The sequence below is a fragment of the Duganella violaceipulchra genome, assembly GCF_019166075.1.
Lineage (GTDB): Bacteria > Pseudomonadota > Gammaproteobacteria > Burkholderiales > Burkholderiaceae_D > Rugamonas > Rugamonas violaceipulchra.
This window is the reverse complement of sequence record NZ_JAHTGR010000002.1, coordinates 161,588-185,915: the sequence shown is the minus strand read 5'-3', so window position 1 is coordinate 185,915 and position 24,328 is coordinate 161,588. Positions and strand designations below refer to the sequence as shown.

Here is a 24,328-nt window from a genome sequence, read left to right as displayed (position 1 = left end):
TGCGGCAATTGTTTTTTTGTCCACCCGAGGACGGCGGGCCATTCGGCCGGCGCGATATCTATGGTAGATTAGCGCCTACAAGCAGCAGATACCCGCCCCATGACCACAGCCATTTACAGCCATCCCGATTGCGCCCGCCACGACATGGGCGACTGGCACCCCGAATCGCCGGCCCGCCTGCAGGCGATTGCCGACCAGCTGATCGGCTCGCACATCCACGACCTGCTGGAGCACCGCGAGGCGCCGCTGGTGGCGCTCGCCGACCTGGAGCGCAACCACAGTCGCAACGCCATCGCCCTCGTGCGCGACAACGTGCCGGCGCCGGGCGACAGCTATCCGATCGACGGCGACACCTCGCTCAACCACTACAGCTGGCGCGCCGCCCAGCGCGCCGCCGGCGCCGCCGTGGCCGCGACCGACGCCGTGATCGACGGCGAGATCGCCAACGCCTTCTGCTCGGTGCGTCCACCCGGCCACCATGCGCGGCCGGTCGAGCCGATGGGCTTCTGCCTGTTCAACAACGTCGCCGTGGCGGCCAAGCACGCGCTCGACGCGCGCGGCCTGGCGCGGGTGGCGGTGGTCGATTTCGACGTCCATCATGGCAACGGCACCGAGGAGGCGCTGCAGGGCGAGCCGCGCGCCTTGATGGTGAGCTTCTACCAGCATCCGTTCTATCCCTACACCGAGCCCGAGCCGATCAGCGCCCACATGGTCAACGTGCCGGTGCCGGCCCACACCAAGGGCGACGCCGTGCGCCAGATCGTGCTGGAGCAATGGCTGCCGGCGCTGCACGCGTTCCAGCCGGAGATGATCTTCATCTCGGCCGGCTTCGACGCCCACCGCGAGGACGACATCGGCGGCATGGGCCTGGTCGAGGCGGACTACGCCTGGATGACGCAGCAGGTGATGGAGGTGGCCCGGCTGTACGCCAAGGGCCGCATCGTCAGCTGCCTCGAAGGCGGCTACAACCTGTCGGCGCTGGGCCGCAGCGTGGTGGCGCATGTGAAGGCGCTGGCCGAGCTGTGAGCGTGGATGGCGGCGTGGGGTCAGTGATCGTCGCTGAGTAGATCGTATTGGCGACGATAGCGGGGCAGGCGGCGCTCCAGGGTGTTTTGCGATTGATGGTTGGCGTGCTCGACCAGCGCCAGGGCGGTGGTCAGGGCATCGCTCATCGATTTCGCGGCGACGGTCATGGCGTCGGCGGCGGACAGCGGCTGCTTGGCGGCCCGCTGTTGCAGCCGGTCGCGCAGGCGGGCGGCATTGGCCCAGTTTTTTTCGCCGGGCAGCAGTATCCAGAGATCGCGCCACGCGTTGCGGCCATCGCCGGCAATCTGCATGGTCATCTGGCGCGGCGATACGGCATCGTCGCGGAATAGGATTTCTTCGCCGACGACTTCGGCGTAGTACGCCATGCCGGCGTAGCTCATGCGCAAGCGGCTCTTTTCGGGAATGAACAGCTGCTTCCATTGATAGCCGCGCATCGGCGCCGCCGCGGCGCGGCACTTTTCGATCCACTCGCGGATGGCGATGATGGTCGCCTCGACCGGCGACAGCGTGCTGCCGCTGTTGCGCAGAAAGTTTTCCAGCTCGGCGTGTGCGGCGGGTGGCAGTTCGCAGGTCCTTGCGGCGTTCATGCTCGTTCTCCTTGTGCGTTTGGTCTTGTTTTGTCTTGTTCTGTCTCGTTAGACCTTGTGCACCGCACAAAGTTCAAACGAATCAAAACGAGACAGAACCAGACACACAAACGAGCACGAATGCCGCAAGGGTCGAATTTCGGACCCACCGCCTATACTGGCGGCATGAAATCCGACGGGGCTACGGTGCGGGAACGAGTCGCAAGTTGGCAAGGATGGCGGCGTAAAGTTCCGGCGTGAGTGCGCCCGACAGGCTGTAAACATCGGGTGCGTTATCGACGACCAGGTAGGCATATTGGGAACTCGGCGGCGTGGACTGAATCCAATATGCATGCACCTTGTCGCGCGCGGTGTGCGTGTAACGGATCGCGTTGTCCAGGCCTTCTACCCTTCTGATTTTTGCCCATGGATCGGCGCTATTGACCGGGTGGCCCAGTTGCTCAAGGAACTGGTTCGCAGATAGTTTTTGTCTATACTTGTCCACCAGTCCCCGTACCGGCGTGGCGGATAGGACGACGTCATGTCTGGGGTCTCCGTCGGGAGGAATCAGATGCACGGACGGGGCCATGCTGGTAGCGATAAAGATCTTGCTGACAAGTGCGGGCGGCAGTTGTATTTCCAGCATTCCGAACTGGAGCACCGAGCAGCCGCCGCAGGCTGCGTTCCGTGGCCAGTCGACTTGTTCCAGAACGACAGGGCTTACCCCCTGCGCAGGGGTAAGCCAACTGACCGCCGTCAGCATCAATAGCGCGGAAGTAGGGCGTGTCAGGCGCATTGTGACGACCTTGATAATAAGCTCGAAGAGGCGATGCCGAGTGCCGCCAGGTCCAAAGCCGTTCTCCACTTGTAACAGTGTCGGTTGCCATTTCAACTCTCCATTTTGTCGCTCAATTCCAGCGGAATCTCCACTGTAGGTAGGTGTTTGGCGAGGATGTTGAGCGGAGTTAAAGAGGCTGATAGTTGCGCACCGCGGATCGCCAAATGAAAACGCCCTGCCGGCTGGCAGGGCGTTGGGCTTGACGCGGCTTGCGCCATCAGGCGGCGACGTTGCGCCCGCTCCGGGCCGACCAGCGGTACAGTCCCCACACCATCGCCACGCCGAGGATCAGCGCCACGATCATGGCTTGCGCCTCGCTCAGCGAATTGGCGATGGCCAGCGGCTCGCCCTTGCCGGAGACCACGATCAGGCCGGCCAGCGCGACGTTGAACAGGCTCTCGCCGACGATGAAGCCGGACATCACCAGCACGCCCAGGCGCTTGGCGGTGTCGCCGCCGACCTTGTGCTCCATCGCGCGGTCGAACAGGTAGCCGGCCACGGCGCCGATGCACACCGGCGTGATCACCGCGCTCGGCAGGTAGATCGCCAGGCCCACGCCCAGCGGCGGCAGCGAGTACTTGCCGTTGCTGGACTTCTTCAAGGCGAAATTGATCGCCACCAGCAGCAGGCCGACCAGCGCGCCGTAGCCCAGCAGGTCCCAGCGCAGCTGGCCGCCGATGACGCCCTTGGCCAGCGTCGAGATCAGCAGCGCCTGCGGCGCGGCCAGCGGCTGGTCCGAGATCGAATTGAGGTTGGGCGCGCCGACGAAGCCGTTCGCATGGTTGAGCAGCTCGAGCACCGGCGGCACCACGCACGAACCGGCGATCACGCCGATCAGCAGGCCGACCTGCTGCTTCCACGGCGTGGCGTCGACCAGCTGGCCGGTCTTCAAGTCCTGCAGGTTGTCGTTGCCGATCACGGCCACGGCCAGCACCACGGTGGTGACGAACAGCGCATAGGCGATCAGCGCCTGGGCCACTTCCGGCCCCATGATGCTGCGCCCGACCATGCCCACGCTCAGCGCGGCGCCGAGGATGGTCAGGATGGCGATGCCGGACACCGGCGAATTCGAGGAGCCGATCAGGCCCGCCATGTAGCCGCAGACGGCGGCGGCGAACATGCCGGCGATCAGGATGTAGCCGATGCCGACCGCCACCAGCGGCAAGGCCAGCGACGCCAGCGGGCCGCCTTGCAGGAAGCTGGCCAGCAGCCAGCCGGCCGGCACCATCGACAGCAGCGTGACCAGGCCGACCACGAAGATCGGCAAGTCCTGCTCGGTGCGATCGAGCACGCCGCCATTGAGCTTGGCCTTGCGCGCCGAGTCCATCGCCGACTTCAGGCCGCCGAAGATCGGCTTGGCCAGGCCGGCCAGGGTGATGATCGCGGCCATGCCGATCACGCCGGCGCCCATCATGCGCACTTCCTTGGACCAGATGCCCAGCGCGTGGGCGGAGGCGTCGACGCCGGCCGCGGCCGGCGACAGGGAGGTCATCAACGGCACCATGATGCCCCAGGCGATGACCAGGCCGGCCAGCATCGCGATGCCGACCGTGATGCCCATCAGGTGGCCGGCGCCGATCAGCGCCAGCGAGCTCGAAGCGCCGATGCCGGTGGCGCCGGCGCCGGTGCGGAAGTAGATCGCCACTTCGCCGGCCATCAGCTTGACGGCGGCAAACGCGGCGAAGGCGGCGGAAGCGACGCTGCCCCAGATCACGGCCCACAAGCCGGCCTTGCCCTCGGCGGCGCCGGCGCGCGAGGCCATGCCGACCTTGAGCACCTCGGCGGCGGCCACGCCTTCCGGGTAGGGCAGGTCGGACTGCGACACCAGCGCGCGGCGCAGCGGCATGGTGTACATCACGCCCAGCACGCCGCCGATGGCGCAGGCGCCGAAGGTCGGCCAGAACGGCACCTTGGCCCACCAGCCTATCATCAGCAGGCCGGGCAGCACGAAGATCACCGACGCCAGCGTGCCGGCGGCCGAGGCGATGGTCTGGACGATGTTGTTTTCCTGGATGGTGGCGTCCTTGAAGGCGCTCAGCAGCGCCATCGAGATGACGGCGGCCGGGATCGAGGTGGCGAACGTCAGGCCCACTTTCAGCCCCAGGTAGACCTGAGCCGCCGTGAAGACCAGCGTGATCAGTATGCCCAGGATGATGCCGCGAACGGTGATTTCCTTGGGGTTGGACGGTGCAGCTATGCTCATCTTCAGCACTCCGGTGGAGAATAATATTGTTTATATAATCAGAAAAAGGGAAAAGCGCCTCATGATATCCGAAGTCCAGGCGAGCCAGCAGGTAAAATAGCGGATTGTCAGAACGATTTTGAAGGTCAGAGCATGTCGATACAATGGTACCCAGGGCACATGAACGCCGCCAAGAAAAAGGCGGCCGAGCAGATGGAGAACACCGATCTGGTGATCGAGGTGGTCGACGCGCGCCTGCCCGAGGCCAGCACCAATCCGATGGTGGAGGAGTTGCGCAAGTTCCGCCAGCGTCCGTGCCTGAAGATCCTCAACAAGATCGACCTGGCCGATCCGGCCGCCACGGCGGCCTGGGTGGCTTATTACAACGCGCAGGAAGGCGTGACCGCGTTCGCGATGACCACCAAGAAGCCGGCCGACGTCACGCGCGTGCCGGAACTGGCCAAGCAGCTGGCGCCGCACCGCGGCGTGCCGACCAAGCCGCTGCGCATCATGATCATGGGCATCCCCAACGTCGGCAAGTCGACCCTGATGAACGCGCTGCTCAAGCGCAAAGTGGCCAAGGTCGGCGACGAGCCGGCCGTGACCAAGCAGCAGCAGAAGCTTTACCTGGACAAGAACACCATCCTGGTCGACACGCCGGGCATGTTGTGGCCGAAGATCGCGTTGCCGAGCGACGGCTTGATGCTGGCGGCCAGCCACGCGATCGGCTCGAACGCGCTGATCGAAGAGGAAGTGGCGGTGTTCCTGGCCGACGAGATGCTCAAGTACTACCCGCAACTGCTGGTGGCGCGCTACGGCTTCAAGGATATCGAGAGCTTCGACGGCATCGCGGTGGTGGAGGGCGTGGCGGCCAAGCGCGGCTTCCGCCAGAAGGGTGGCGACCTCGATTTCGAGAAAGCCTCGCACACCTTCCTGGGCGACTACCGCAGCGGCATCCTGGGGCGCATCTCGCTGGAGACGCCGGCCAGCCGCAAGGGCCGGCTGGAGGTGCACGACGCCGAGATGGCCGTCAAGAACGCCGAGAAAGCCGCCATCGCCGCCGCCAAGGCCGAAGCCTACGCCAACGGCAAGCGCGGCACCTAGTACCCAACCCGCAGAGCCGGGCAAGGGTCGGACCCCGCACGGGGTCCGACCCTGCGTCCGCATTGCGGGGTGGCGCCGCGGCTAAGCCACAGCCGCCCGCCCGAAGCGGAAGCTGGAGACCGCCAGCGATCCCATGAACGCATCCTCGTGGTAGGGCACGGCCGCCGGCTCGTTCTCCGCCGCGCCCAGCGCCACCATCAGCGGCAGCAGATGTTCCTCGCGCGGATGCGCCATGCGCGCGGCCGGCGCCTGTTCCCATTCCAATAGGCGCGCCGTGCGCTCCCGCGGCGGCAGCGCCATGGTCGCGCGCAGCCAGCCGTCAAACGCGTGCGAGGCCGCCGCGCCCTGCGCGTTGAAGGCGCGCAGGTTGTGGTAACTGAGCCCGCTGCCGACGATCAGCACTCCCTGCTCGCGCAAGGGCGCCAGCAAGCGGCCCACTTCCAGATGCGTCAAGGGATCGAGGCCGCGCTTGAGCGACAGCTGCACGATCGGCACCTGCGCATCCGGATAGATCGGATACAGGGCGCTGAAGGTGCCGTGGTCGAAGCCGCGCTGCGCATCCAGCCGCGCCGGATGGCCGCCCGCTTCGAGCAGCAGCTGGACCTGCGCCGCCAGCTCCGGCGAACCCGGCGCGTTGTACCGCACCTCGTAGGTGTGCGGCGGGAAGCCGCCGTAGTCGTAGATCATAGTCGGCCGGGCCGACGACGACAGCGTGAAATCGCGCTCCTCCCAATGCGCGGTAATCACCAGCACCGCCTTCGGCGTCACGCCGAGCTGGCGCGGAATATCGCGCAGCGCGGCGTCCAGCTGGCCGTACAGATGGCCCACCTGGTCCATCATGAACGGCCACGGACCGCCGCCGTGGGAGAGGAAATAGCTGGGCAATGCATGCATGAAAAGCTCCGGTTTGAGTATCACCCCACTATAAGCACCGTCGCCGTTGCGATCAATGCACGAAATATAGATAGGTCCTATCTAAAATGTTAATGATCCGGGGCGCCCGCGTATAATGCCGGGGTTCTGGTGCTTGCCCATGTGCTCACATGGGCGGTTAAACGGGAAACACAAGGCCGCCCGCGCCCACGGCGCGACGGCCAAGGTGTGCTGCCCCCGCAACGGTAACGCGAGGCGACGTTCAGCCTTGCCAGCCCGGATATCGGCCAGACTGGGGGAAGCGCGCAGCGACAACGTCCGCGCGGCTTCCGTACACTTCCAGCCTGCGGGGACGCGGGCGGATGTCTCTTTTGAAAATGACCTGACATGCAATCCTCCGCCTTCCAACCGCGCCTGCTGGCCGCCGCCGTCTCCCTGTGCTTTGCCGCCGCCGTTCCCGCCGCCGCCCAGATCTCCGAGGTGCTGGCACCGGTCGTCATCACCGGCTCGCGCTTCGACGCCAACGCCGCGCTGACGCCGATCGGCGCCGTCGTCATCACGGCGGAAGACATCCAGCGCGCCGGCGCCAACGACGTCAACACCGCCATCCGCAAGGTCGGCGGCGTGTACGGCCGCCAAAGCCTGGACGGCAGCCCGGACTTCAGCCTGGACCTGCGCGGCTTCGGCAGCAACAGCAGCCAGAACATGGTGATCGTGCTCGATGGCGTGCGCCTGTCGGAAAATGAACTGAGCAACGCCATCCTGTCGACCATTCCGATCGACACCGTGGACCACATCGAAATCACGCGCGGCGGCGCCAGCGTGTTGTACGGCGACGGCGCCACCGGCGGCGTGATCAACATCGTCACCAAGCGCCCGGTCAAGAATACCCGCCGTGGCAGCGTGTTCGTCGAGGGCGGCCAGTTCCGCGCCGGCGAGGCGCGCGTGTCCGGCTTCCAGGCCTGGGACGGCTTCGCCGCCGACGCCACGCTGGGTACCCAGCGCACCGACAACTACCGCGACAACAACGAATTCAAGCAGACCCACTTCAGCGGCGGCGCGCAATGGTTCGACAACGCCGGCCGCGCGGGCTTCCGCTACGAAGGCGCGCGCCAGGACATGCGCCTCCCCGGTGATCTGACCGAGGCCATGTACAAGGCCAATCCGCGCCAGGCCAAGACCCCCGACAACTACGGCAATCTCGATAGCGACCGCCTCACCGCCTTCGGCCAGCGCCGCATCGGCGGCTATGAACTGGCGGCAGATCTGTCGTACCGCAAGAAGAAGGCGGTATCGACTTACGTCGGCACCTCCGGTCCATCGACCTACACCCTCGATAGCAAGCAAACCCAGTTCTCGCCGCGCGTGCGCCGCCTGGGCGAGATCGGCGGCCTGCTGAACGAGATGGTGGCCGGCTTCGACTGGACTGTATGGAATCGCGTCAGTACCGACAGCGGCCACTATTCGGCGGGCGACGCCACCCAGCACTCGAAAGCGCTGTATGTTCGCGATGAGCTGCGTTTCGATGCCGCCCATGAAGGCCGCGTATCGGCCGGCGTGCGCCGCGAAATCTTCAACAAGGACTTCAGCGATCCGCTGAACACCTTCGGCGTCAACACCTACAAATTGGCGCAAGGCCTGAAGGCATGGGAACTGCAGGCGAGCTACATGCCGGTCGCCAAGCTGACCGTCTACGGCAAGGCCGGCCAGAGCTACCGCGTCGCCAACTCGGACGAAAACGGCTACACCGTCGACACCAACAAGGTGCTGCTGGTGCCGCAGCAGTCGCACGACCTGGAACTGGGCGTCAGCTACGGCAGCGCCGCGCGGAAGATCACCGGACGCGTATTCCGCCACAATCTGACCAACGAGATCTTCTACGATCCGACCCTTAACTTCAACAACGGCGCCAACACCAACCTGGCGCCGACCCGCCGCCAGGGCTTCGAGCTCGACGCCGAGCAGCGCATCAACGCCGCCTGGAACCTGACCGCGCACTACCAGCATGTGGACGCCAAGTTCACTGAAGGCGTCAACAACGGCAAGGAGATGGTGCTGGTGCCGAAGAATACGCTGACCGCGCGCCTGAGCTGGACCCTGGCCACCGGCCACACCGCCGACGTCGGCGCGCAGTGGGTCGACAGCCAGCGCAACGGCGGCGACTTCGACAACAAGTGCCCGGCGCAGATCCCGTCCTACACCACCGTGGACGCGCGCTACGCCCGCAAGCTGGGCCAGTGGGAGTTCGCCGTGTCCGGCCTGAACCTGACGGACAAGCGCTACTTCTCGCAAGCCTTCAACTGCAAGGACGGCATCCAGGGCGGCATCTACACCGCCGACGGCCGCCAGCTGAAACTCTCGGCCCGCTACGAGTTCTGATGCGCGCCGTGACCACGAGCATCCGCTGCGCCGTGCTGGCGCTGGCCTGCGCGCCGCTGTGCGCGCAGGCCGCCGTCACCGTGCAGGACGACGCCGGCAACAGCGTCGCCCTCGCCAGGCCGGCGCAGCGCATCATCTCGATGGCGCCGCACATCACCGAGCTGCTGTTCGCGGCCGGCGGCGGCGAGCGCGTGGTCGGCGTGATGAACTACAGCGACTACCCGGAAGCGGCCAAGCGCATCCCGCAGGTCGGCAGCAACGCCACCATCGACATGGAACACGTGCTGGCGCTGCGCCCGGACCTGCTGGTGGTGTGGAAGAGCGGGAACACCGCGCGCCAGCTGGAGCAGCTCAAAAGCCTGGGCATCCCGATCTTCCACAGCGATCCGCGAAAGCTGGACGAAGTGGCCACCAGCCTGACCCGCCTGGGCCAACTGATGGGCACCGAGGACGCCGCGCAAAAGGCGGCGCAGGATTACCGCCAGCGGATCGCCAAGCTGACGGCCACCTACGCGCAAAGGCCGACGGTGCGGGTGTTCTATCAAATCTGGGAAAAGCCGATCTTCACGCTCAGCGGTGAGCACATCGTCAGCGACGCGATCCGCGTCTGCGGCGGCCAGAACGTGTTCGCCGCACTCAAGCTGCCGGCGCCCACTGTCAGCACCGAGGCGGTGTTGCAGGAAAACCCGGAAGCGATTTTCGGCGGCGACCAGCACGACGCCGAATCCGGCATCAATATCTGGAAGCAGTACAAGGGCATGCTGGCGGTCCAGCGGGGCAACCTGTTCACGCTGGATGGCGAACAGCTGGTGCGCGCCACGCCGCGCATCGCCGACGGCGTCGCCGCGTTGTGCGAACGGCTGGAGACGGCGCGCCGGCGCCGCCCCTGAAGCTTAGCGCCGCCGTCATTTGCACAGCGCGGAAAAGGTGGTAATCTCGCGGCGTTTGCCACTTACCTTGTCGAAGGACTGTTATGCGTTTCCTGAACTTGCTGCGCCCCCTGATCGCCACCGCCGCCTTCATGGCCTTCGCCGCCGGCGCCCACGCCGCCGAATTCAAGAACGGCATCGATTTCACCACGCTGGACGCGGTCAACCGTCCGGAGACCGGCAAGAAGGTCGAAGTGCTGGAAGTGTTCATGTATCACTGCCCGCATTGCAACGCGCTCGAGGCGCCGCTGGCGGACTGGGTCAAGAAGCAGGGCGACAAGATCGTATTCCGCCGCATGCACCTGGGCGAGGACGCGCAAGCCAAGGCTTTCTTCACGTTGGAAGCGATGAACGCGCTGGGCAACGGCTTGCACGAGAAGTTCTTCCACGCCGTGCACGTCGAGCACTACCGCCTCAACACCGACCAGTCCATCCTGGACTTCGTCGTCAAGAATGGTGTCGACAAGGCCAAATATCTGGAATTTTTCAACTCGTTCGCGGTCCAAACGAAGATGAAACGTGGCGTGCAGGTGGCAAACCAGTATAAACTCGACAGTGCTCCGGCCCTGGTGATCGACGGTCACTATACGACCTCGCCAGCGGTGGCCGGCCACGGCCTGGCGACGGTTCCCGAGGCGCACGCGGCCATGTTTGCGGTGATGGATAGCCTGGTTGCCAAGTCGGCCCAGGAACGCGCCACTAAGAAGTAAGGAAAGCCATGAAAGAAATCAGCGACGAACGCAAGGCGGCCGAGGGTGAGGTCATGAAGATCTACAAGGAATCTTCGCCGGTCATTGAAACCCTGTTCGAATGGGCCTACATCAACCACGTGGCATGGAGCCTGGCGGTGCTGGCGCTGGGCTTCATCGTCTGGCTGCTGATCGCCTTGAGCAATGCCGAGAACCAGCGCAACGCGCTGATGACCAAGCAGTGCGCCGATCCCGTCTTCAAGGGGGAGCTCGACAAGAAGTGCCTGCGCACCGTGCACTCGCGCGAGCACTGGTGGGAGCACGTCGGCTATGCGCTGACCCACGTCAGCCCGGAAAAATAGGCACGACACCAGCCCGCAGCAGCGGGCTTTTTTCTGTGGCATTTACTTTGACTAGGCGTCCGATGAAACAAGTGATACTGGTGACCGGCAGCAGCCGGGGCATAGGCGCGGCGACCGCGCTGATGGCGAGCCGCCGCGGCTACGCTGTGTGCATCAACTACCTGCGCGACGCGCAGGCGGCCGCGCAGCTGCGCGCGCAGATCGTCGCCGAGGGCGGCGAGGCGATCGCCGTGCAGGCCGACGTCAGCGTGGAGGCCGACGTGCAGCGCCTGTTCGAGACCATCGACGAGGAACTGGGGCCGCTGACGGCGCTGGTCAACAACGTCGGCATACTGGAGCAGCAGTGCCGCCTGACCGAGATGTCGGTGGCTCGCCTGCAGCGCGTGTTCACCACCAATGTGATCAGCTACTTCCTGTGCTGCAAAGAGGCGGTCAAGCGCATGTCGACCGCCGACGGCGGGCAGGGCGGCGGCATCGTCAACTTGTCGTCCGGCGCGGCCCGGCATGGCGCGCCGAATGTCTACATCGACTACGCCTCGTCCAAGGGGGCGATCGACGTGATGACGCTGGGCCTGTCGAAGGAAGTGGCGGCTGAAGGCATCCGCGTGAACTGCGTGCGGCCGGGCATGATTTATACCGACATCCACGCCAGCGGCGGCGACCCTGGCCGCGTGGCGCGGCTGGAATCGAACGTGCCGATGCTGCGCGGCGGCCAGCCGGCGGAAATCGCCGAGACGATCCTGTGGCTGCTCAGCCCACAATCGTCCTACGTCAGCGGCGCCATCATCGACGCCGCCGGCGCGCGCTAGCCGGCGCGGCGATTTTCAAACGCCGCAAGCAGGTGCTTCAACGGCCAGGCCAATTCTCGCGGGGCGGCGGGCGGCGCACAATCCGGGCATCCACACAACGTAAGGAATCGCCCATGAAACGCTCCCTCCTGCTCGCCGCCTTGCTGCTGGCTGGCGCCGCCAACGCCAACGATCTCACCGTCCAGGCGGCGCGCCGCTACGCCGCCTTCTGGAACACCGGCGATCCGGCGCTGGCCAAACAGGCGCTGTCGCCCGACTTCATCGACCGCACCTTGCCGGCGGGCCGCGAGCAGGGCGTCAACGGCCCGCTGCAAGCGTCGAAAGGCTTCCGCACCGCCGTCCCCGACCTGAAGGCGGAAATCACCGACATGGTGGTCGACGGCGACCGCGTCGCCGTGCACCTGCATTTCAGCGGCCACTTCACCGGCAGCTTCGGCGCCACGCAAGGCAAGGGCCAGTCCATAGCCTTCCAGGCCTTCGACCTGTACCGCGTGGCCGACGGCCGCATCGCCGAGAACTGGCACCTGGAAGACAAGCTGACGCTGTTGCAGCAGATGGGCATCATGCCAGTCTCGCATTGATCCACCTAGCTGTGGATCACCACCGTGCAGGTGGTGCCGGCCACCAGTTCGAGCCCCTTGGGCTGCCGGTCGATATGGATGCGCACCGGCACCCGCTGCGCCAGCCGCACCCAGTTGAAGGTCGGGTTGACGTCGGCCAGCAATTCGCGGCCGGTGTTGGCGTCGCGGTCGGTGATGCCGTGGGCGATGCTCTCGATATGTCCCTGCAGCTGCGCCGCGCCGCTCATCAGGTGCACTTCGACGGCGTCGTTCACCTTCAGCAGCGGCAGCTTGGTCTCCTCGAAATAGCCGACCACATAGAACGAAGCGCTGTTGATCATCGCCAGCTTGGCCGCGCCGATGGCGGCGAAATCGCCCGCGTGCACGTTCAGGTTGGTGACGTAGCCGGTGACCGGCGCGCGCACCACCGTGCGCTCCAGGTTCAGCTCCGCCAGCTGGCGCGCCGCCAGCGCCGCCTGGTACTGCGCCGCCGCCGTGCCGACCGCGAATTCCGCCGTCTCCTTGCTCTCGGCCGAGATGATGGAGTTGTCCAGCCCCGCGCGGCGACTGGCTTCCTTGCTGCGCCGGCCTTTCTCCACCTGCTGCGACGCCAGCACGGCGCTGGCCTGCACCAGCGCGCTCTGGTAGCGCGCCTTGTCGACCACGAACAGCACCTCGCCCTGCTTGACCAGCTGGTTGTCGCGCACCATCACCTCGGTGACGGTGCCGGCGACGTCGGTGCTGATGGTGACCACGTCGGCCTTGATGCGGCCGTCGCGGGTCCAGGCGGATTCCATGTAGTGGTCCCAGGCCGAACGTCCCATCCACAGGGCGGCCGCCAGCAGCAGCATGGTCAGGAAAAAGCGGAAGATTTTGGATGCACTCACGGCGGGCTTTCTGATTGAATTGAGTTTATTTGTACAGCGTGACCAGCAGGGCGCTGAAGATGCAGACGAACAGGCATAGGCGCACCAGCGCCGGATGCCAGCTGCGGCGGTAGGCGCCCAGGTGGCTCAGGGCGCTGTCGAGCGCCGCTTGCAGCACCAGGCTGACGAGGAACAGCGGCAGCACGCCGGGCAGCAGCACGCCGAAAAAATCGATCTCACGCGGCATGGCCGGCTTCTCCTGTAGTGATCTGGTCCAGCAGGGACGTGTAAATGGAATGCAGGTCGGTCAGCGCGGTGTGCAGGCGCAGCCGGCGCTCCGGCGTGGCGGAGGGCAGGGCGGCGCGCACGCTGGCGCCGGCGTCGAGTATCGTTTGCATCGCCGTCTCGCCGCTGGCGCGCGCCGGCGCCCGCAGATAGGCGGCCAGCTGGCGCACCACCAGTTTCAGCGCCACCGGCACCGGGCCTGGTTGCGAGCCGGCGACCAGCTGGCGCAGCTCGATCACGGCGTGGCCCAGTTCCAGCAAGGTCAGGCCCTGGCGCACCACGGCGCGCGCGGCGTCGTCGGGCGTCGGGCCGGCGGCTGCGTTCAGTTGGCTGAGCAGGTCGCGCACGCGGTTGTCGAAGCGCCGCTTCAGCCGGTACATCGACGCGGTGCAAGCGCCTTGCGCCTCGCGCCACAGGGCGGCGGCCACGTGGTCCTTCTGGCCCATGGTGTGCTCCGGCAGCACCACCTTGAACATCAGGTAGGCCACCGCCACGCCCATCGTCAGCGACAGTTCGCTGCTCATGAAGCTCTCGACGTCGTAGTGCATCAAGTTGGTCGGCACCACCAGTGTGGCGCAGAACATGCAGATGCCGATGCCCACGCCGGCCCGGCGCGGGCTGGTCATCAGATAGCTGCCCAGCACAAAGATCGGCAGGGCCGCGACGATCAGCGTGGGGAAGTCGTTGGCGCGGGCCACCAGGAAGAATTCGGTGGCGAAGGCCAGTGGCGTGGCGACCAGGAAGCCGACCAGCACCTGCTGCACCATGGCCGTCGGCCGCGGCGACGACGAGGCCAGCGCGCAGAAGATGGTCGCCATCAAAATGGCGTTGCCGAGAAAGGGCCAGGCCAGCCAGTACCACACGCCGGCCGTCAGCAGCAGCGTGACGCCGGCGCGGAAGCCGCTGGCGACGATGATGGCCGGCGGCGTCTTCGGCGTGTAGGAGCCTGGATCGCTGACCTGCTGCCGCTTCTCCTGCGCCAGGCCGAGATACAAGCCGGCGAAGGCTTCCATGTCGCGCACGTAGCGCTCCAGCAGTTCCACCGCCGTGTCGAAGTCGATCCGCTGCGCGCGTTCGACCGGCGCCGCGGTTGTCCCCGCGCCTGCCGCCAATTGGACGCGGGCGGCGGCGATGTCGCTGGCCAGGCCGGTGCGCATCCGCGCCATGCGCTGCGGCGTCAGCTCGTCGCCCATGGCCTGCGCCAGGTGCGCGTGCATCGGCTCGACCAGCGCCAGCACCGGCCGCGCATGAGCCGGCGCCGCGCCGCGCAGGCGGTGGATCAGGCGGTGCAAGGTGTAGAAGGTGGTCAGCACCGTCATGAAGGCGGCGTTGAAGGCATGCAGTTGGCGCGTGTGCGAGCGCGGATGGTCGGCCTCGAAGAAGGCGGCGGCGCGGCCCGATTCCAGCGCCGCGATGTCGGCGGCGAACTTCAGGTGACTGAGTTCCGTCTCGGCCGGCGTCAATCGCTGTTCCAGCACCTGGGTGCAGAAGGTGATGAAGCTGGCGTAGCGCGCCTGTACGGTGCGCATCACCGCGCGCGAATGGCGGCGCGGGAAGACCACGTCGTGCACCACGGCGGCGCAGATGATGCCCAGTCCGACCTCGGTCACGCGCGTGACGGCCAGCGTGAACACGTGGTCCGGCGCGTCGATGGCGGGGACGGCGATCATGCAGGCGGTGTAGCCGGCCAGGACGAAGCTGTACGACTGCTGGTTGCGGTGCATGGCGGCGCCGCCGGTGCACAGGGCGATCCAGACCGCCACGCCGAGCAACAGCAGCGGCGGCGATTGGGGAAACAGCGCCACCAGCAGCAGCGCGGCCGAGCAGCCGACCAGCGTGCCGAGAAAACGGTAGAAAGCCTTTTCCAGCACCATGCCGCTGCTGGGCAGGGCCAGGATCACGGTGGTGGCGAGTGCGGTGTAGGGGGCGTCGAGGCCGAGGCGGAAGGCCAGCCACAGCGCGCAGAAGGACGCCAGCATGGTCTTGGCGACGAACACCCAGCGCGCGCCCTCGGTGTTGAACCAGCCGGCGGTTTGCGCCGCCAGCCAGCGCATTACTCCCCTTGCCGCGCTGGGGTCCTGTTGGGGAGTGGCGGCTAGGGGAGGGTTCATGGCGTCGGTTCAGGCTATGTGAGTGCTTCGAGATTATCCAGCTGCCTTTTGAGCAGCGCTTCAAGTACTTTAACTTCTTCAGGGCTGTAGCCGTCGTAGGCGCGGGTGGTGGTCGCCCAGACTTCCGGCAGCACTTTGGCGGCCAGCTCGCGGCCGGCGTCGGTCAGCGTGATCATCACGCAGCGGCGGTCGCCGGGGCGGTTGCCGCGCGAGATCAGGCCTTGCGATTCCAGGTCGTTGCATACCCGCGTCAGGTTGGCCGGCTTTTCCATGCAGGCCTCGCCCAATGTGGATGCCGTCGATGTCTCGTCGTCCGAGCCGTACAGCACGGCCAGCACCATGTAGCTGGCGTCAACCAGCTCATATTTGCGCAGCGCCGCGTTGCTCAGGTCTTTCATCCTTTTTTGGATGTGGTAAGTCATGCGCAGCACGCGCATCAAATCCTCGGGGAACTCGGGCATTCGGGCATGGATGTTTTTAAGGCGTTTTTTAGTCGCTTCAAAACTGCTCATTGCCTGCTCCTCATACGTTTTTCAAAGGCTTTGATTGTACTATCTAAGCATCATGGCAATTCCAGTTTTATGCCGCCACCCAGCGCGGTCATCAACAATGTGTAGTTATCTAGTTGTTTGCTAGCCACTTGCGCCATCTGCTGTTCCTCGTTCAATAAGGTCAGCTGCGCATTGATCACGTTCAGCGCGTCGGTCATGCCGGCGCGGTAGGCGCGCTCCGCCAGTTCCTGCTGGCGGCGGGCCGAGGCCAGCGCGCGCCGCGCCAGCCGGTCCTGCTGCGTGACCGAGGCGATGCGCACCACCGCGTTGGCCACGTCGGCCATCGCCTGCACCACGGCGGCGTTGTACTGCTCGACCGCGCCGTCGTAGAGCGCGGTCTGGTTGCCGAGTTGACTGCGCAGGCGGCCGCCTTCGAAGATCGGCAGGCTGATGGCCGGCGTCACGCCGCGCATCGCCGAATTACTGTCCAAAAAATGCGTGAACCCCAGCGACTGGAAGCCGACAAACGCCGCCAGGTTGATGTTCGGGTAAAAATCGGCCTTGGCGCCGGCGATGCGGGCGGTCGCCGCTTCCATCCGCCAGCGCTGGGCCGCGATGTCGGGACGGTGGCCGACCAGTTCCGCCGGCAGCGAGGCGGGCAGCGCTTCGCCATGGCCGGCGTCGAGGGCCAGCATCGGCCGGGCGATCGCATCGCCGTCGCCCGGTCCTTTGCCGATCAGTGCCGCCAGCTGGTTGCGCAGCAGGGCGATCGATTCGCCGATCTGCTCATGCTCGCGCCGTCCGGCCGGCAGCGTGGTTTCTATGCTCGCGACGTCGATCTCGCTGGCCAGGCCCGCGGCCTGGCGCTTGCGCGTGATCTCCAGGATGCGCTGGCGCTGCGCCAGGTTCTGCGCCACGCTGTCCTGCAGCGTGTATTCGAGCGACAGCTGGATGTAGCTGCGCACGATGGCCGATTCCAGCGTCAGCCGCGCCATCTGCGATTCGGCCGACGCCATATGCACCTCGTCCAGCGCGGCGGCCAGCGCGTCGCGGTTGCGGCCCCACAGATCGAGGTCGTAGGAGCCGGACAGCGCGGCCGTGTTCTTCCACGCATAGTTGCCGGCCAAGGGAGCGGGCACGGTGCTATGCGCGGAATACAGTTCGCGGTCGGCGCTGGCGGCGGCGCTCACCTGCGGCAGCGTGCCGGCCCTGGCGACGCCGGCCAGCGACTCGGCCTGGCGCACGCGCGCCTGGGTGGCGCGCAGCGTCGGGTTGTCGGCCAGCGCGGCGGCCACCAGTTGGTTCAGCTGCGCGTCATGCAGCGCTTCCCACCATTGCTGCTCTGGCCAGTCGACAGGGGCGCTGGCGGCGGCGATGGCTTTGCCGGGATGCAGTTCTGCCGGTTTCAGCGCGACTGCCTGCGGCTTGATCTTGCCCATGTCGGCGCAACCGGCCAGCAGCGCCAGCACGCAGGCTGCGAGGGCGAAGGACTGGACGGCGCGCGGCGATTTCATGGGGCTGTTTTCCGATTACTTGACGAAGTGCTTCTTGGTCTGGGCGACATCCATGTCGGCTTCAGTTTCGATCAGCGTGCCGTTCTTGCGCGCTTCGAGGAACTCGGCCTGCACCTGGGCGCGGGTCAGGCCGGCCGGTTGGGCTTTGGTGGCCGTCGCCAGCGCGCCGTTGGCGACGACGGTTTGCGCGGCGGAAGTGGTGGCGGCGGTGTTGGCCGTGGTGGCCGTGGCCGGCGCGGTGGTCTGCGCGAATGCAGTGGTGACGGTGGTGGCCGCGGCGGCGATAGCAAATGCGACGGTGGCGGCGGCGGTGATCAGGTTTTTAGTCGTGATGCTCATGGTGCTACTCCTTTGGGTTGGCTGCGGTATGAGTTAACTATAGAGATGAACATTACATTTGTAAAGTAAAAAATTCCTATCGGCACGATAGCCTTTATGCGTGGTCGCGCACGGAACGGCCGCGACGGCGGTGGTCAAATAGGGGTTTTCATAGGGAGGGCAGATCATGTCTGACAGTACCTTGGAGCCGGATAACCTACCGGTAGGCACCGACCGCACGCTGGGGCGCGGCCATGGAACGCGGGCGCTGGGCCCCGGCGACAATTCCGACAGCGGCAGCGACGTCGCCGGCGAGCCCGACCTCGGCCTCGATAGCGACACCGACGCCGAAGGCACCGGCGAGCGCGCCGGCGTGGAGATTGAATCGCTGCCGGCCGATACGGACATAGGCTTCGATTACATCGAGACCATACCGGTGGTGGACGGCGCCTTCCACGACGCCGGGCCGGACCAGCGCCCGGAACGGCGCGACTGGTCGCGCACCAACTAGCCGGTCTTACTTATGGCTGGACGAGCCGGCCCACAGATTGATGGCGCCTTCCTTGGCCAGCAGGTCGATATCGGCCAGCTCGCTGGCGCTGAAGGCCAGGTTCTGCAAGGCCGCCACGTTCTCGCGGATCTGCGCGCTGCTGCTGGCGCCGATCAGCGTGGACGTGACGCGCGCATCGCGCAGCACCCAGGCCAGCGCCATCTGCGCCAGGGTCTGGCCGCGTGCCTTGGCGATCTCGTTCAGGCCACGCACGCGGTCGAGGTTTTCAGCGCTCAGGTGCGCCTTCTGCAAGGAGCCGCCGCCGGGCCGGTTCACGCGTGAGTCTTCCGGTATCCCGTTCAGGTATTTGTCGCTCAGGATGCCCTGCGCCAGCGCGGTGAAGGTGATGCAGCCCATGCCCTGCGCGGCCAGCGTGTCGAGCAGGTCTTCCTCGATCCAGCGGTTCAGCATATTGTAGGACGGCTGGTGGATCAGGCACGGCACCTTCCACTCGGCCAGCAGGCGCGCCGCCTCGGCGGTCTTCTCCGCCGAATAGGACGACACGCCGACATACAGCGCCTTGCCCTGCTGGACCGCGTGCGCCAGCGCGCCCATGGTCTCTTCCAGCGGCGTCTCCGGATCGAAGCGGTGCGAGTAGAAGATGTCGACGTAATCAAGGCCCATGCGCAGCAGGCTCTGATCCAGGCTGGCCAGCACATACTTGCGCGAACCGCCGCCCTGGCCGTAGGGGCCGGGCCACATGTCCCAGCCGGCCTTGGTGGAGATGATCAGCTCATCGCGGTAAGGCTTGAAGTCTTCCTTGTACAGGTGGCCGAAATTGGTTTCGGCGGAACCGTAGGGCGGGCCGTAGTTGTTGGCCAGGTCGAAGTGCGTGATGCCCAGGTCGAAGGCGGTGCGCAGCATGTCGCGCTGCGAGGCCAGGGGATTGGAGTCGCCGAAGTTGTGCCACAGTCCGAGGGACATCAGTGGCAGTTTCAGGCCGCTGCGGCCGCAGCTGCGGTATTGCATGGCGTCGTAGCGTTGCGGCGATGCGAGGTAGGTCATGTTTGATGGGCTCCAGGGTGGATGGGGGCGTCCGCGATTATAGGCATGCCGGCGAAATTTTGCCGTGCAATCCAGCCGTCGATTCTTGCAAACCGTCGCCGCTGCTGGCGTTTCGTCGCATTCCGGCGGCTTGCCGGACCAGGTTTGGGCATGCTGCCGTTTTTATATCGGATGCGGCGCGATGTTCAGACTATCGTTTTCCATGATGCTGCGCGACTGGCGCGCGGGCGAGTTGCGGTTCTTGCTGGCGGCGCTGATGCTGTCGGTGGCGGCGCTGTCGTCGGTGAATTTCTTCGCCGCGCGCATGGGCGCCGGCATCGCGCGCAACGCCAGCCAGGTGCTGGCCGCCGACCTGGTGCTGGCCTCCGACCAGCCACTGCCCGCCGACGTGCGCGCCGAAGCGCAGCGGCGCGGCCTGCGCAGCGCGGACACGGTCGCGATGCTGAACATGGCGATCGCCGGCCGGGACGAGCAGGGCGCGTCGATGCTGGTCGCGCTCAAAAGCGTCAGCGACGCCTATCCCTTGCGCGGCCACCTGAAGCTGCGCCGCGACGGCCAGCCGGACGCCGTAGCCACGGCCATGCCCGCGCCGGGCACCGTGTGGGTCGATGCGACGCTGTCGGCGGCGCTGAACCTGCACACCGGCTCCGTGCTGCGCATCGGCGACCGCAGTTTGACGGTGGCCGGGGTGATCGCCTCCGAGCCCGATGCCGCCGCATCCTTCCTGGCGCTGGCGCCGCGCGCCATGATCTCCAGCGCCGACCTGATGTCCACCAAGCTGCTGCAACAACATGCCATCGCCACCTACCGCCTGCTGCTGGCGGGCGAGCCGGCGCTGCTGGCGGGCTTTGAACAATGGCTCAAGGCACATATCGCCGCCACGCCCAAGCTGGGCATTGAAATCAGCTCGCTCGCCTCGGCGGGCAAGGACAGCCAGTCGATGCAGGACCAGGTGCGGCAGTTCCTGTCGCTGGTTAGCTTGTTGTCCGCGCTGCTGGCCGGGATCGCGGTGGCGATGGCTGCCGGCCGCTTCATGCAACGTCACCTCGACGCCTGCGCGGTGCTGCGCTGCCTCGGCCAGACGCAGGCGCAACAGACGCGCATGTATCTGCTGGAGTTCCTGATGCTGGGCGTGGCCGGCAGCGTGGCCGGCGTGTTGCTGGGCTTTGGCTGCCACTTCGTGCTGCTGGAATGGCTAGGCAAGCTGGTCGACGCCGACCTGCCGCCGCCCGGCTGGCAACCGGCGCTGCAAGGGCTGGCGGCGGGACTGGTGCTGCTGCTTGGCTTCGCGCTGCCGCCGCTGCTCCAGCTGCGCAATGTGTCGCAGGTGCGATTGCTGCGCCGTGAGCAGGAAGCGCCGCAGGCGCGCGCCGTCGCCGCCTATGCGCTGGGCGCCGCCACCTTCACCGCCTTGCTGGTGTGGCAGACCGAGGATGTGATGCTTGGCCTGATGGCGGCCGTCTGCTTCGCGCTGTGCGGAGGCGTGTTTGGCCTGGTGGCCTGGCTGGGCGTCGGTTCGCTGGCGCGGCTGCGTCGCCTGTTCAATCATCCCGCCTGGCGCTTCGCCATCACCGACTTGCGCCGCCGTCCTGCGGCCAGCGTGACGCAGATCGTCGCGCTGGCGCTGGGACTGACCGCCTTGCTGCTGCTGACGATGGTGCGCGGCGACCTGCTGGCGGCCTGGCATCAGGCCACGCCGGACGGCGCGCCGAATCACTACATCATCAACATCCAGCGGGACCAGCAGCAGGAGCTGGCGGCGCGTCTGAAAAAATACGGCCAGCCGCCGATGCATGTGCTGAGCCGTGGACGGCTGATCGGCATTAACGGCAAGCCCGCCAAATCGGACGATCCGGGCGCGAAGGAAATGATCGAGCGCGAACTTGAAATCGAGCAGGCCGACCAGCTGCGGGCGCCCAACACCATCACCGCCGGCCGCTGGTACGACGGCAGCGCGGCGGAGGTCTCGGTGGACCGGGGCATCGCCGAAATCCTTGGCATCAAGCTGGGCGACACCCTGAGCTTCGACGTGGCCGGCGAAACGCTGGAAGTCAAGGCCACCAGCCTGCGCAAGATCGACTGGCGTTCGCACCAGGTGGGCGCGGCGTTCGAGGTGGCGCCCAAGCTGATGGCCGGCATGCCGATGACGCTGGCGACGACGGCGCATGTGCCGGCCAACGACCGGCGCTTCGCCTACCTGCTGGCGCGCGACTATCCGAACCTGAGCGTGTTCGATATCAGCGCCTTCATTCAGCGCATGCAGGATACGCTGGCGCAGGTCAGCGCGGCGGTCGAATTCCTGTTCGGGTTCACGCTGATATCGGGATTGCTGGTACTGTACGCTGCGATGGCGGGATCGCTGGATGCGCGCAAGCGCCAGGCGGCCCTGCTGCGCGCCTTGGGCGCCACGCGCAGGCAGCTGTCGCAGGCACTATGGATAGAACACTTGCTGACCGGCGCCCTGGCGGGCTTGCTGGCGGCGGGCGGCGCAACGGCCGCCAGCTGGGCGCTGGCGCGCTTCAGCTTTCACCTGGAATGGCAATGGTCGCCGCTGTTGTGGATAGCCGGCCTGGCCGCCGGTGCGCTGTGCGCGCTGTTGGGCGGCTGGGCGGGTCTGCGCGGCGTGTTGAACCAGCCGCCATTACTCAGTCTTCGGGAAACTTAGGAGTAGCAATGACCAATATGAATCTCGCCGCCAGCCTGCTGCGGCCCGCGATTGCTGTAAAAAGCCTGTGCAAGCGGGTGGCCGACGCCACCGGCGAACTGACCATCCTGCATGACGTCGACCTGACGGTGCAAGCCGGCGAGACGCTGGCCATCGTCGGCGCCTCCGGCTCCGGCAAGTCGACGCTGCTGGGCATACTGGCGGGGCTGGACTTGCCGACCAGCGGCACGGTGGAGCTGGAGAACACCGACATCTTCCAGCTCACCGAAGACGGTCGCGCCGTGTTCCGGCAGCAGAACGTGGGCTTTGTGTTCCAGTCGTTCCAGCTGCTGCCGCATCTGACGGCGCTGGAGAATGTGATGCTGCCGCTGGAGCTGCGCGGTGAAGGGCAGGCCAGCGAGAAGGCCAAGGCGATGCTGGAGCGGGTAGGCTTGTCGGCCCGCCTGCGCCACTATCCGAAGTACATGTCCGGCGGCGAACAGCAGCGGGTGGCGCTGGCGCGCGCCTTTGTCTGCGAGCCGCCGCTGCTGCTGGCCGACGAACCGACCGGCGCGCTCGATGCCGCCACCGGCGCGGCGGTGATCGAATTGATGTTCGCGCTCAATCGCGAACGTGGCTCGACGCTGGTGATGGTCACCCACGACCTGTCGATCGCCGCGCGTTGCGGCAGAACCGTTACGATGACCGCGGGCCGTCTGGGCCACGCTTGAGAAAGAGGACTGCATGCGTATGTCACATCTGATGTTGATCCCGGTGCTGGCGCTGGCCGGCGGCGCCGCCCATGCCGATGGCCTGACCGATTTGAAGGCCGCGCTGGAGCGCTTGCAGGAACCGGTGCCGTTGAAAGCCTCGCTCGATTCGAGCGTATGGCGCCGCAACGGTGAAGGCAAGGATGCCGATGAAACCAGCGGCCAGGCGGTCGTCGCCATCGAGGATGGACAGCGCGGCATGCAGCTCAGCTACAGCCGCGAGATGCTGGCCAAACTGGATGCCGAGGCCATGACCGTGGCGCGCAACCCCAACGCCAAGACGCCGACCCTGAACGCCGCCCGCGAATTCAGCCCGACCGACCTGCGGCCGATGATTTCTGCGGCCGGCAGTCTGTCGCACATGCTGGAGAAGACCAGCTTCCTGACCGAGAAGGCCGACGTCTACCAGGGCAAGCCGGCGCGCATGCTGAGCTTCGCGCAAGGCATCGACGCGCTGGCTGACCGCGATCGCAAATACGTCAAGGAGTTCGACGGCCGCCTGCACATATGGATCGCGGCCGACGGCACGCCGTTGGCGAGCCGCATCACACAGAGCGTCTACGGCCGCGCCTTCATCGTGGTCACCTTCGAGGCCAAGAATGAAGAGTCCAGCGTCTACGCGCTGGCGGGCAACCGGCTGGTGTCGATCCGCAAGGAGAGCCACAACACCGCCTCCGGCGCCGGCGAGAAGAGCGACTTCAAAACCGTTAAAACACTGCAGCTACAATAAAAAAAACCGGGGTCAGGTCTGACATTCGGACACGAACTCTGCCGTAACATGCCGTTACGGCAGAGTTCGTGTCCGAATGTCAGACCTGACCCCGGAGTGGCTACTCAGATCGCTTAAGCGAAGTTCGCGGCTGCGAAGTCCCAGTTGGCCAGCTTGAAGAAGGTCTCGACATACTTAGGACGCACGTTGCGGTAGTCGATGTAGTAGGCGTGCTCCCACAGGTCGCAGGTCAGCAGCGCTTTGGCGTCGGTGGTCAGCGGGGTGGCGGCGTTCGAGGTGTTGACGATGTCCAGCGTACCGTCAGCCTTTTTCACCAGCCAGGTCCAGCTCGAACCGAAGTTGCCGACGCACGACTTGGTGAACTCTTCCTTGAACTTGTCGAACGAACCCCACTTGGCGTTGATCGCGTCGGCCAGCGCGCCGTCTGGTGCGCCTTTGCCGTTCGGGGTCAGCCCGTTCCAGTAGAAGGTGTGGTTCCATACCTGGGCGGAGTTGTTGAAGATGCCGCCGGACGATTTCTTGACGATCTCTTCCAGGGACAGGTTCTCGAACTCGGTACCCTTGATCAGGTTGTTCAGGTTGGTCACATACGTTTGATGATGCTTGCCGTAGTGGTATTCCAGCGTTTCTTGCGAGATGTGCGGCGCCAGGGCGTCGATTGCATACGGCAGTGGTGGCAGGGTATGTTCCATTGTTCTTCCTTTTG

At 65.9% G+C, this 24,328-nt stretch carries 24 protein-coding genes and 1 riboswitch; of the genes, 12 read left to right on the top strand and 12 right to left on the bottom strand.

Annotated elements, in window-relative coordinates:
• The first annotated feature begins 99 nt into the window (after positions 1-99).
• Complete coding sequence (locus KVP70_RS03705) at positions 100-1,026, top strand: histone deacetylase family protein (protein WP_217940735.1); 927 nt, start codon at positions 100-102, stop codon at positions 1,024-1,026.
• Positions 1,027-1,046: 20 nt separating this feature from the next.
• Here the strand turns inward: KVP70_RS03705 and KVP70_RS03700 are convergent, their stop codons facing one another.
• From KVP70_RS03700 to KVP70_RS03690, 3 genes are all read right to left on the bottom strand, one after another.
• Entirely contained in the window at positions 1,047-1,634 is a 588-nt protein-coding gene (locus KVP70_RS03700) for a hypothetical protein (RefSeq protein ID WP_217940734.1), read from the bottom strand.
• A 181-nt stretch (positions 1,635-1,815) separates the two neighbouring features.
• The gene (locus KVP70_RS03695; RefSeq protein WP_217940732.1) at positions 1,816-2,505 is read right to left on the bottom strand and encodes a hypothetical protein; all 690 of its coding nucleotides are present in this window, start codon (positions 2,503-2,505) and stop codon (positions 1,816-1,818) included.
• A 163-nt stretch (positions 2,506-2,668) separates the two neighbouring features.
• Complete coding sequence (locus KVP70_RS03690) at positions 2,669-4,654, bottom strand: OPT family oligopeptide transporter (RefSeq protein WP_217940731.1); 1,986 nt, start codon at positions 4,652-4,654, stop codon at positions 2,669-2,671.
• 132 nt (positions 4,655-4,786) lie between these two features.
• Here KVP70_RS03690 and ylqF point away from each other — a divergent pair, with 132 nt between their 5' ends.
• Positions 4,787-5,737 carry a ribosome biogenesis GTPase YlqF gene (gene ylqF, locus KVP70_RS03685; RefSeq protein ID WP_217940730.1) on the top strand — a complete coding sequence of 317 codons (951 nt, stop codon included), beginning with the start codon at positions 4,787-4,789 and terminating at the stop codon, positions 5,735-5,737.
• A gap of 81 nt (positions 5,738-5,818) precedes the next feature.
• On the opposite strand, the gene KVP70_RS03680 is transcribed toward ylqF, so the two are convergent.
• Complete coding sequence (locus KVP70_RS03680) at positions 5,819-6,631, bottom strand: DODA-type extradiol aromatic ring-opening family dioxygenase (protein WP_217940728.1); 813 nt, start codon at positions 6,629-6,631, stop codon at positions 5,819-5,821.
• Between the two features lie 110 nt (positions 6,632-6,741).
• Positions 6,742-6,916: riboswitch (cobalamin riboswitch) on the top strand.
• A gap of 81 nt (positions 6,917-6,997) precedes the next feature.
• Here KVP70_RS03680 and KVP70_RS03675 point away from each other — a divergent pair.
• The 6 genes from KVP70_RS03675 to KVP70_RS03650 all read left to right on the top strand — a co-directional run bounded on the left by KVP70_RS03675 (position 6,998) and on the right by KVP70_RS03650 (position 12,359).
• Entirely contained in the window at positions 6,998-8,989 is a 1,992-nt protein-coding gene (locus KVP70_RS03675; RefSeq protein ID WP_217940727.1) for a TonB-dependent receptor, read from the top strand.
• The gene (locus KVP70_RS03670) at positions 8,989-9,879 is read left to right on the top strand and encodes a cobalamin-binding protein (protein ID WP_217940725.1); all 891 of its coding nucleotides are present in this window, start codon (positions 8,989-8,991) and stop codon (positions 9,877-9,879) included. The genes KVP70_RS03675 and KVP70_RS03670 overlap by 1 nt, the downstream gene beginning before the upstream one ends.
• Positions 9,880-9,962: 83 nt before the next feature.
• Positions 9,963-10,628, top strand: coding sequence for a thiol:disulfide interchange protein DsbA/DsbL (locus KVP70_RS03665; protein ID WP_217940724.1), 666 nt, complete (start codon positions 9,963-9,965; stop codon positions 10,626-10,628).
• 8 nt (positions 10,629-10,636) lie between these two features.
• A complete protein-coding gene (locus tag KVP70_RS03660; protein ID WP_217940723.1) occupies positions 10,637-10,969 on the top strand; it encodes a hypothetical protein in 333 nt (110 codons plus the stop codon).
• A 62-nt stretch (positions 10,970-11,031) separates the two neighbouring features.
• Positions 11,032-11,778: an SDR family oxidoreductase gene (locus tag KVP70_RS03655; RefSeq protein ID WP_217940722.1), complete on the top strand. Its 747-nt coding sequence runs from the start codon at positions 11,032-11,034 to the stop codon at positions 11,776-11,778.
• A 113-nt stretch (positions 11,779-11,891) separates the two neighbouring features.
• Positions 11,892-12,359: an ester cyclase gene (locus KVP70_RS03650; RefSeq protein WP_217940721.1), complete on the top strand. Its 468-nt coding sequence runs from the start codon at positions 11,892-11,894 to the stop codon at positions 12,357-12,359.
• 5 nt (positions 12,360-12,364) lie between these two features.
• On the opposite strand, the gene KVP70_RS03645 is transcribed toward KVP70_RS03650, so the two are convergent.
• Genes KVP70_RS03645 through KVP70_RS03620 form a run of 6 tightly spaced genes read right to left on the bottom strand, consistent with a single transcriptional unit; the run spans position 12,365 to position 17,944 of the window.
• Positions 12,365-13,225 carry an HlyD family secretion protein gene (locus KVP70_RS03645; RefSeq protein WP_217940720.1) on the bottom strand — a complete coding sequence of 287 codons (861 nt, stop codon included), beginning with the start codon at positions 13,223-13,225 and terminating at the stop codon, positions 12,365-12,367.
• A 25-nt stretch (positions 13,226-13,250) separates the two neighbouring features.
• Positions 13,251-13,451 (bottom strand): DUF1656 domain-containing protein, encoded by a 201-nt coding sequence (locus KVP70_RS03640; protein WP_217940719.1) that lies wholly within the window; start codon positions 13,449-13,451, stop codon positions 13,251-13,253.
• Positions 13,441-15,600: an FUSC family protein gene (locus KVP70_RS03635; protein WP_217940717.1), complete on the bottom strand. Its 2,160-nt coding sequence runs from the start codon at positions 15,598-15,600 to the stop codon at positions 13,441-13,443. Before KVP70_RS03635 ends, KVP70_RS03640 begins: the two co-directional genes overlap by 11 nt.
• A gap of 14 nt (positions 15,601-15,614) precedes the next feature.
• On the bottom strand, positions 15,615-16,112 hold the full coding sequence (locus tag KVP70_RS03630; RefSeq protein ID WP_026335152.1) for a MarR family winged helix-turn-helix transcriptional regulator: 498 nt from the start codon (positions 16,110-16,112) through the stop codon (positions 15,615-15,617).
• 50 nt (positions 16,113-16,162) lie between these two features.
• Positions 16,163-17,605: an efflux transporter outer membrane subunit gene (locus tag KVP70_RS03625; RefSeq protein WP_217940716.1), complete on the bottom strand. Its 1,443-nt coding sequence runs from the start codon at positions 17,603-17,605 to the stop codon at positions 16,163-16,165.
• Positions 17,606-17,620: 15 nt separating this feature from the next.
• Entirely contained in the window at positions 17,621-17,944 is a 324-nt protein-coding gene (locus tag KVP70_RS03620; protein ID WP_217940714.1) for a DUF4148 domain-containing protein, read from the bottom strand.
• A 166-nt stretch (positions 17,945-18,110) separates the two neighbouring features.
• Here KVP70_RS03620 and KVP70_RS03615 point away from each other — a divergent pair, with 166 nt between their 5' ends.
• On the top strand, positions 18,111-18,434 hold the full coding sequence (locus KVP70_RS03615) for a hypothetical protein (protein ID WP_217940713.1): 324 nt from the start codon (positions 18,111-18,113) through the stop codon (positions 18,432-18,434).
• Positions 18,435-18,440: 6 nt separating this feature from the next.
• On the opposite strand, the gene mgrA is transcribed toward KVP70_RS03615, so the two are convergent.
• Entirely contained in the window at positions 18,441-19,478 is a 1,038-nt protein-coding gene (mgrA, locus tag KVP70_RS03610; protein ID WP_217940712.1) for an L-glyceraldehyde 3-phosphate reductase, read from the bottom strand.
• A 181-nt stretch (positions 19,479-19,659) separates the two neighbouring features.
• Between mgrA and KVP70_RS03605 the strand changes: the two genes are divergently transcribed.
• Genes KVP70_RS03605 through KVP70_RS03595 form a run of 3 tightly spaced genes read left to right on the top strand, consistent with a single transcriptional unit; the run spans position 19,660 to position 23,622 of the window.
• On the top strand, positions 19,660-22,143 hold the full coding sequence (locus tag KVP70_RS03605) for an ABC transporter permease (RefSeq protein ID WP_217940711.1): 2,484 nt from the start codon (positions 19,660-19,662) through the stop codon (positions 22,141-22,143).
• Between the two features lie 8 nt (positions 22,144-22,151).
• Positions 22,152-22,853: an ABC transporter ATP-binding protein gene (locus KVP70_RS03600; protein ID WP_217940709.1), complete on the top strand. Its 702-nt coding sequence runs from the start codon at positions 22,152-22,154 to the stop codon at positions 22,851-22,853.
• 13 nt (positions 22,854-22,866) lie between these two features.
• Entirely contained in the window at positions 22,867-23,622 is a 756-nt protein-coding gene (locus KVP70_RS03595) for a hypothetical protein (RefSeq protein ID WP_229224578.1), read from the top strand.
• Positions 23,623-23,735: 113 nt separating this feature from the next.
• Here the strand turns inward: KVP70_RS03595 and sodB are convergent, their stop codons facing one another.
• Complete coding sequence (sodB, locus tag KVP70_RS03590; protein ID WP_070358558.1) at positions 23,736-24,314, bottom strand: superoxide dismutase [Fe]; 579 nt, start codon at positions 24,312-24,314, stop codon at positions 23,736-23,738.
• Positions 24,315-24,328 lie beyond the last annotated feature (14 nt).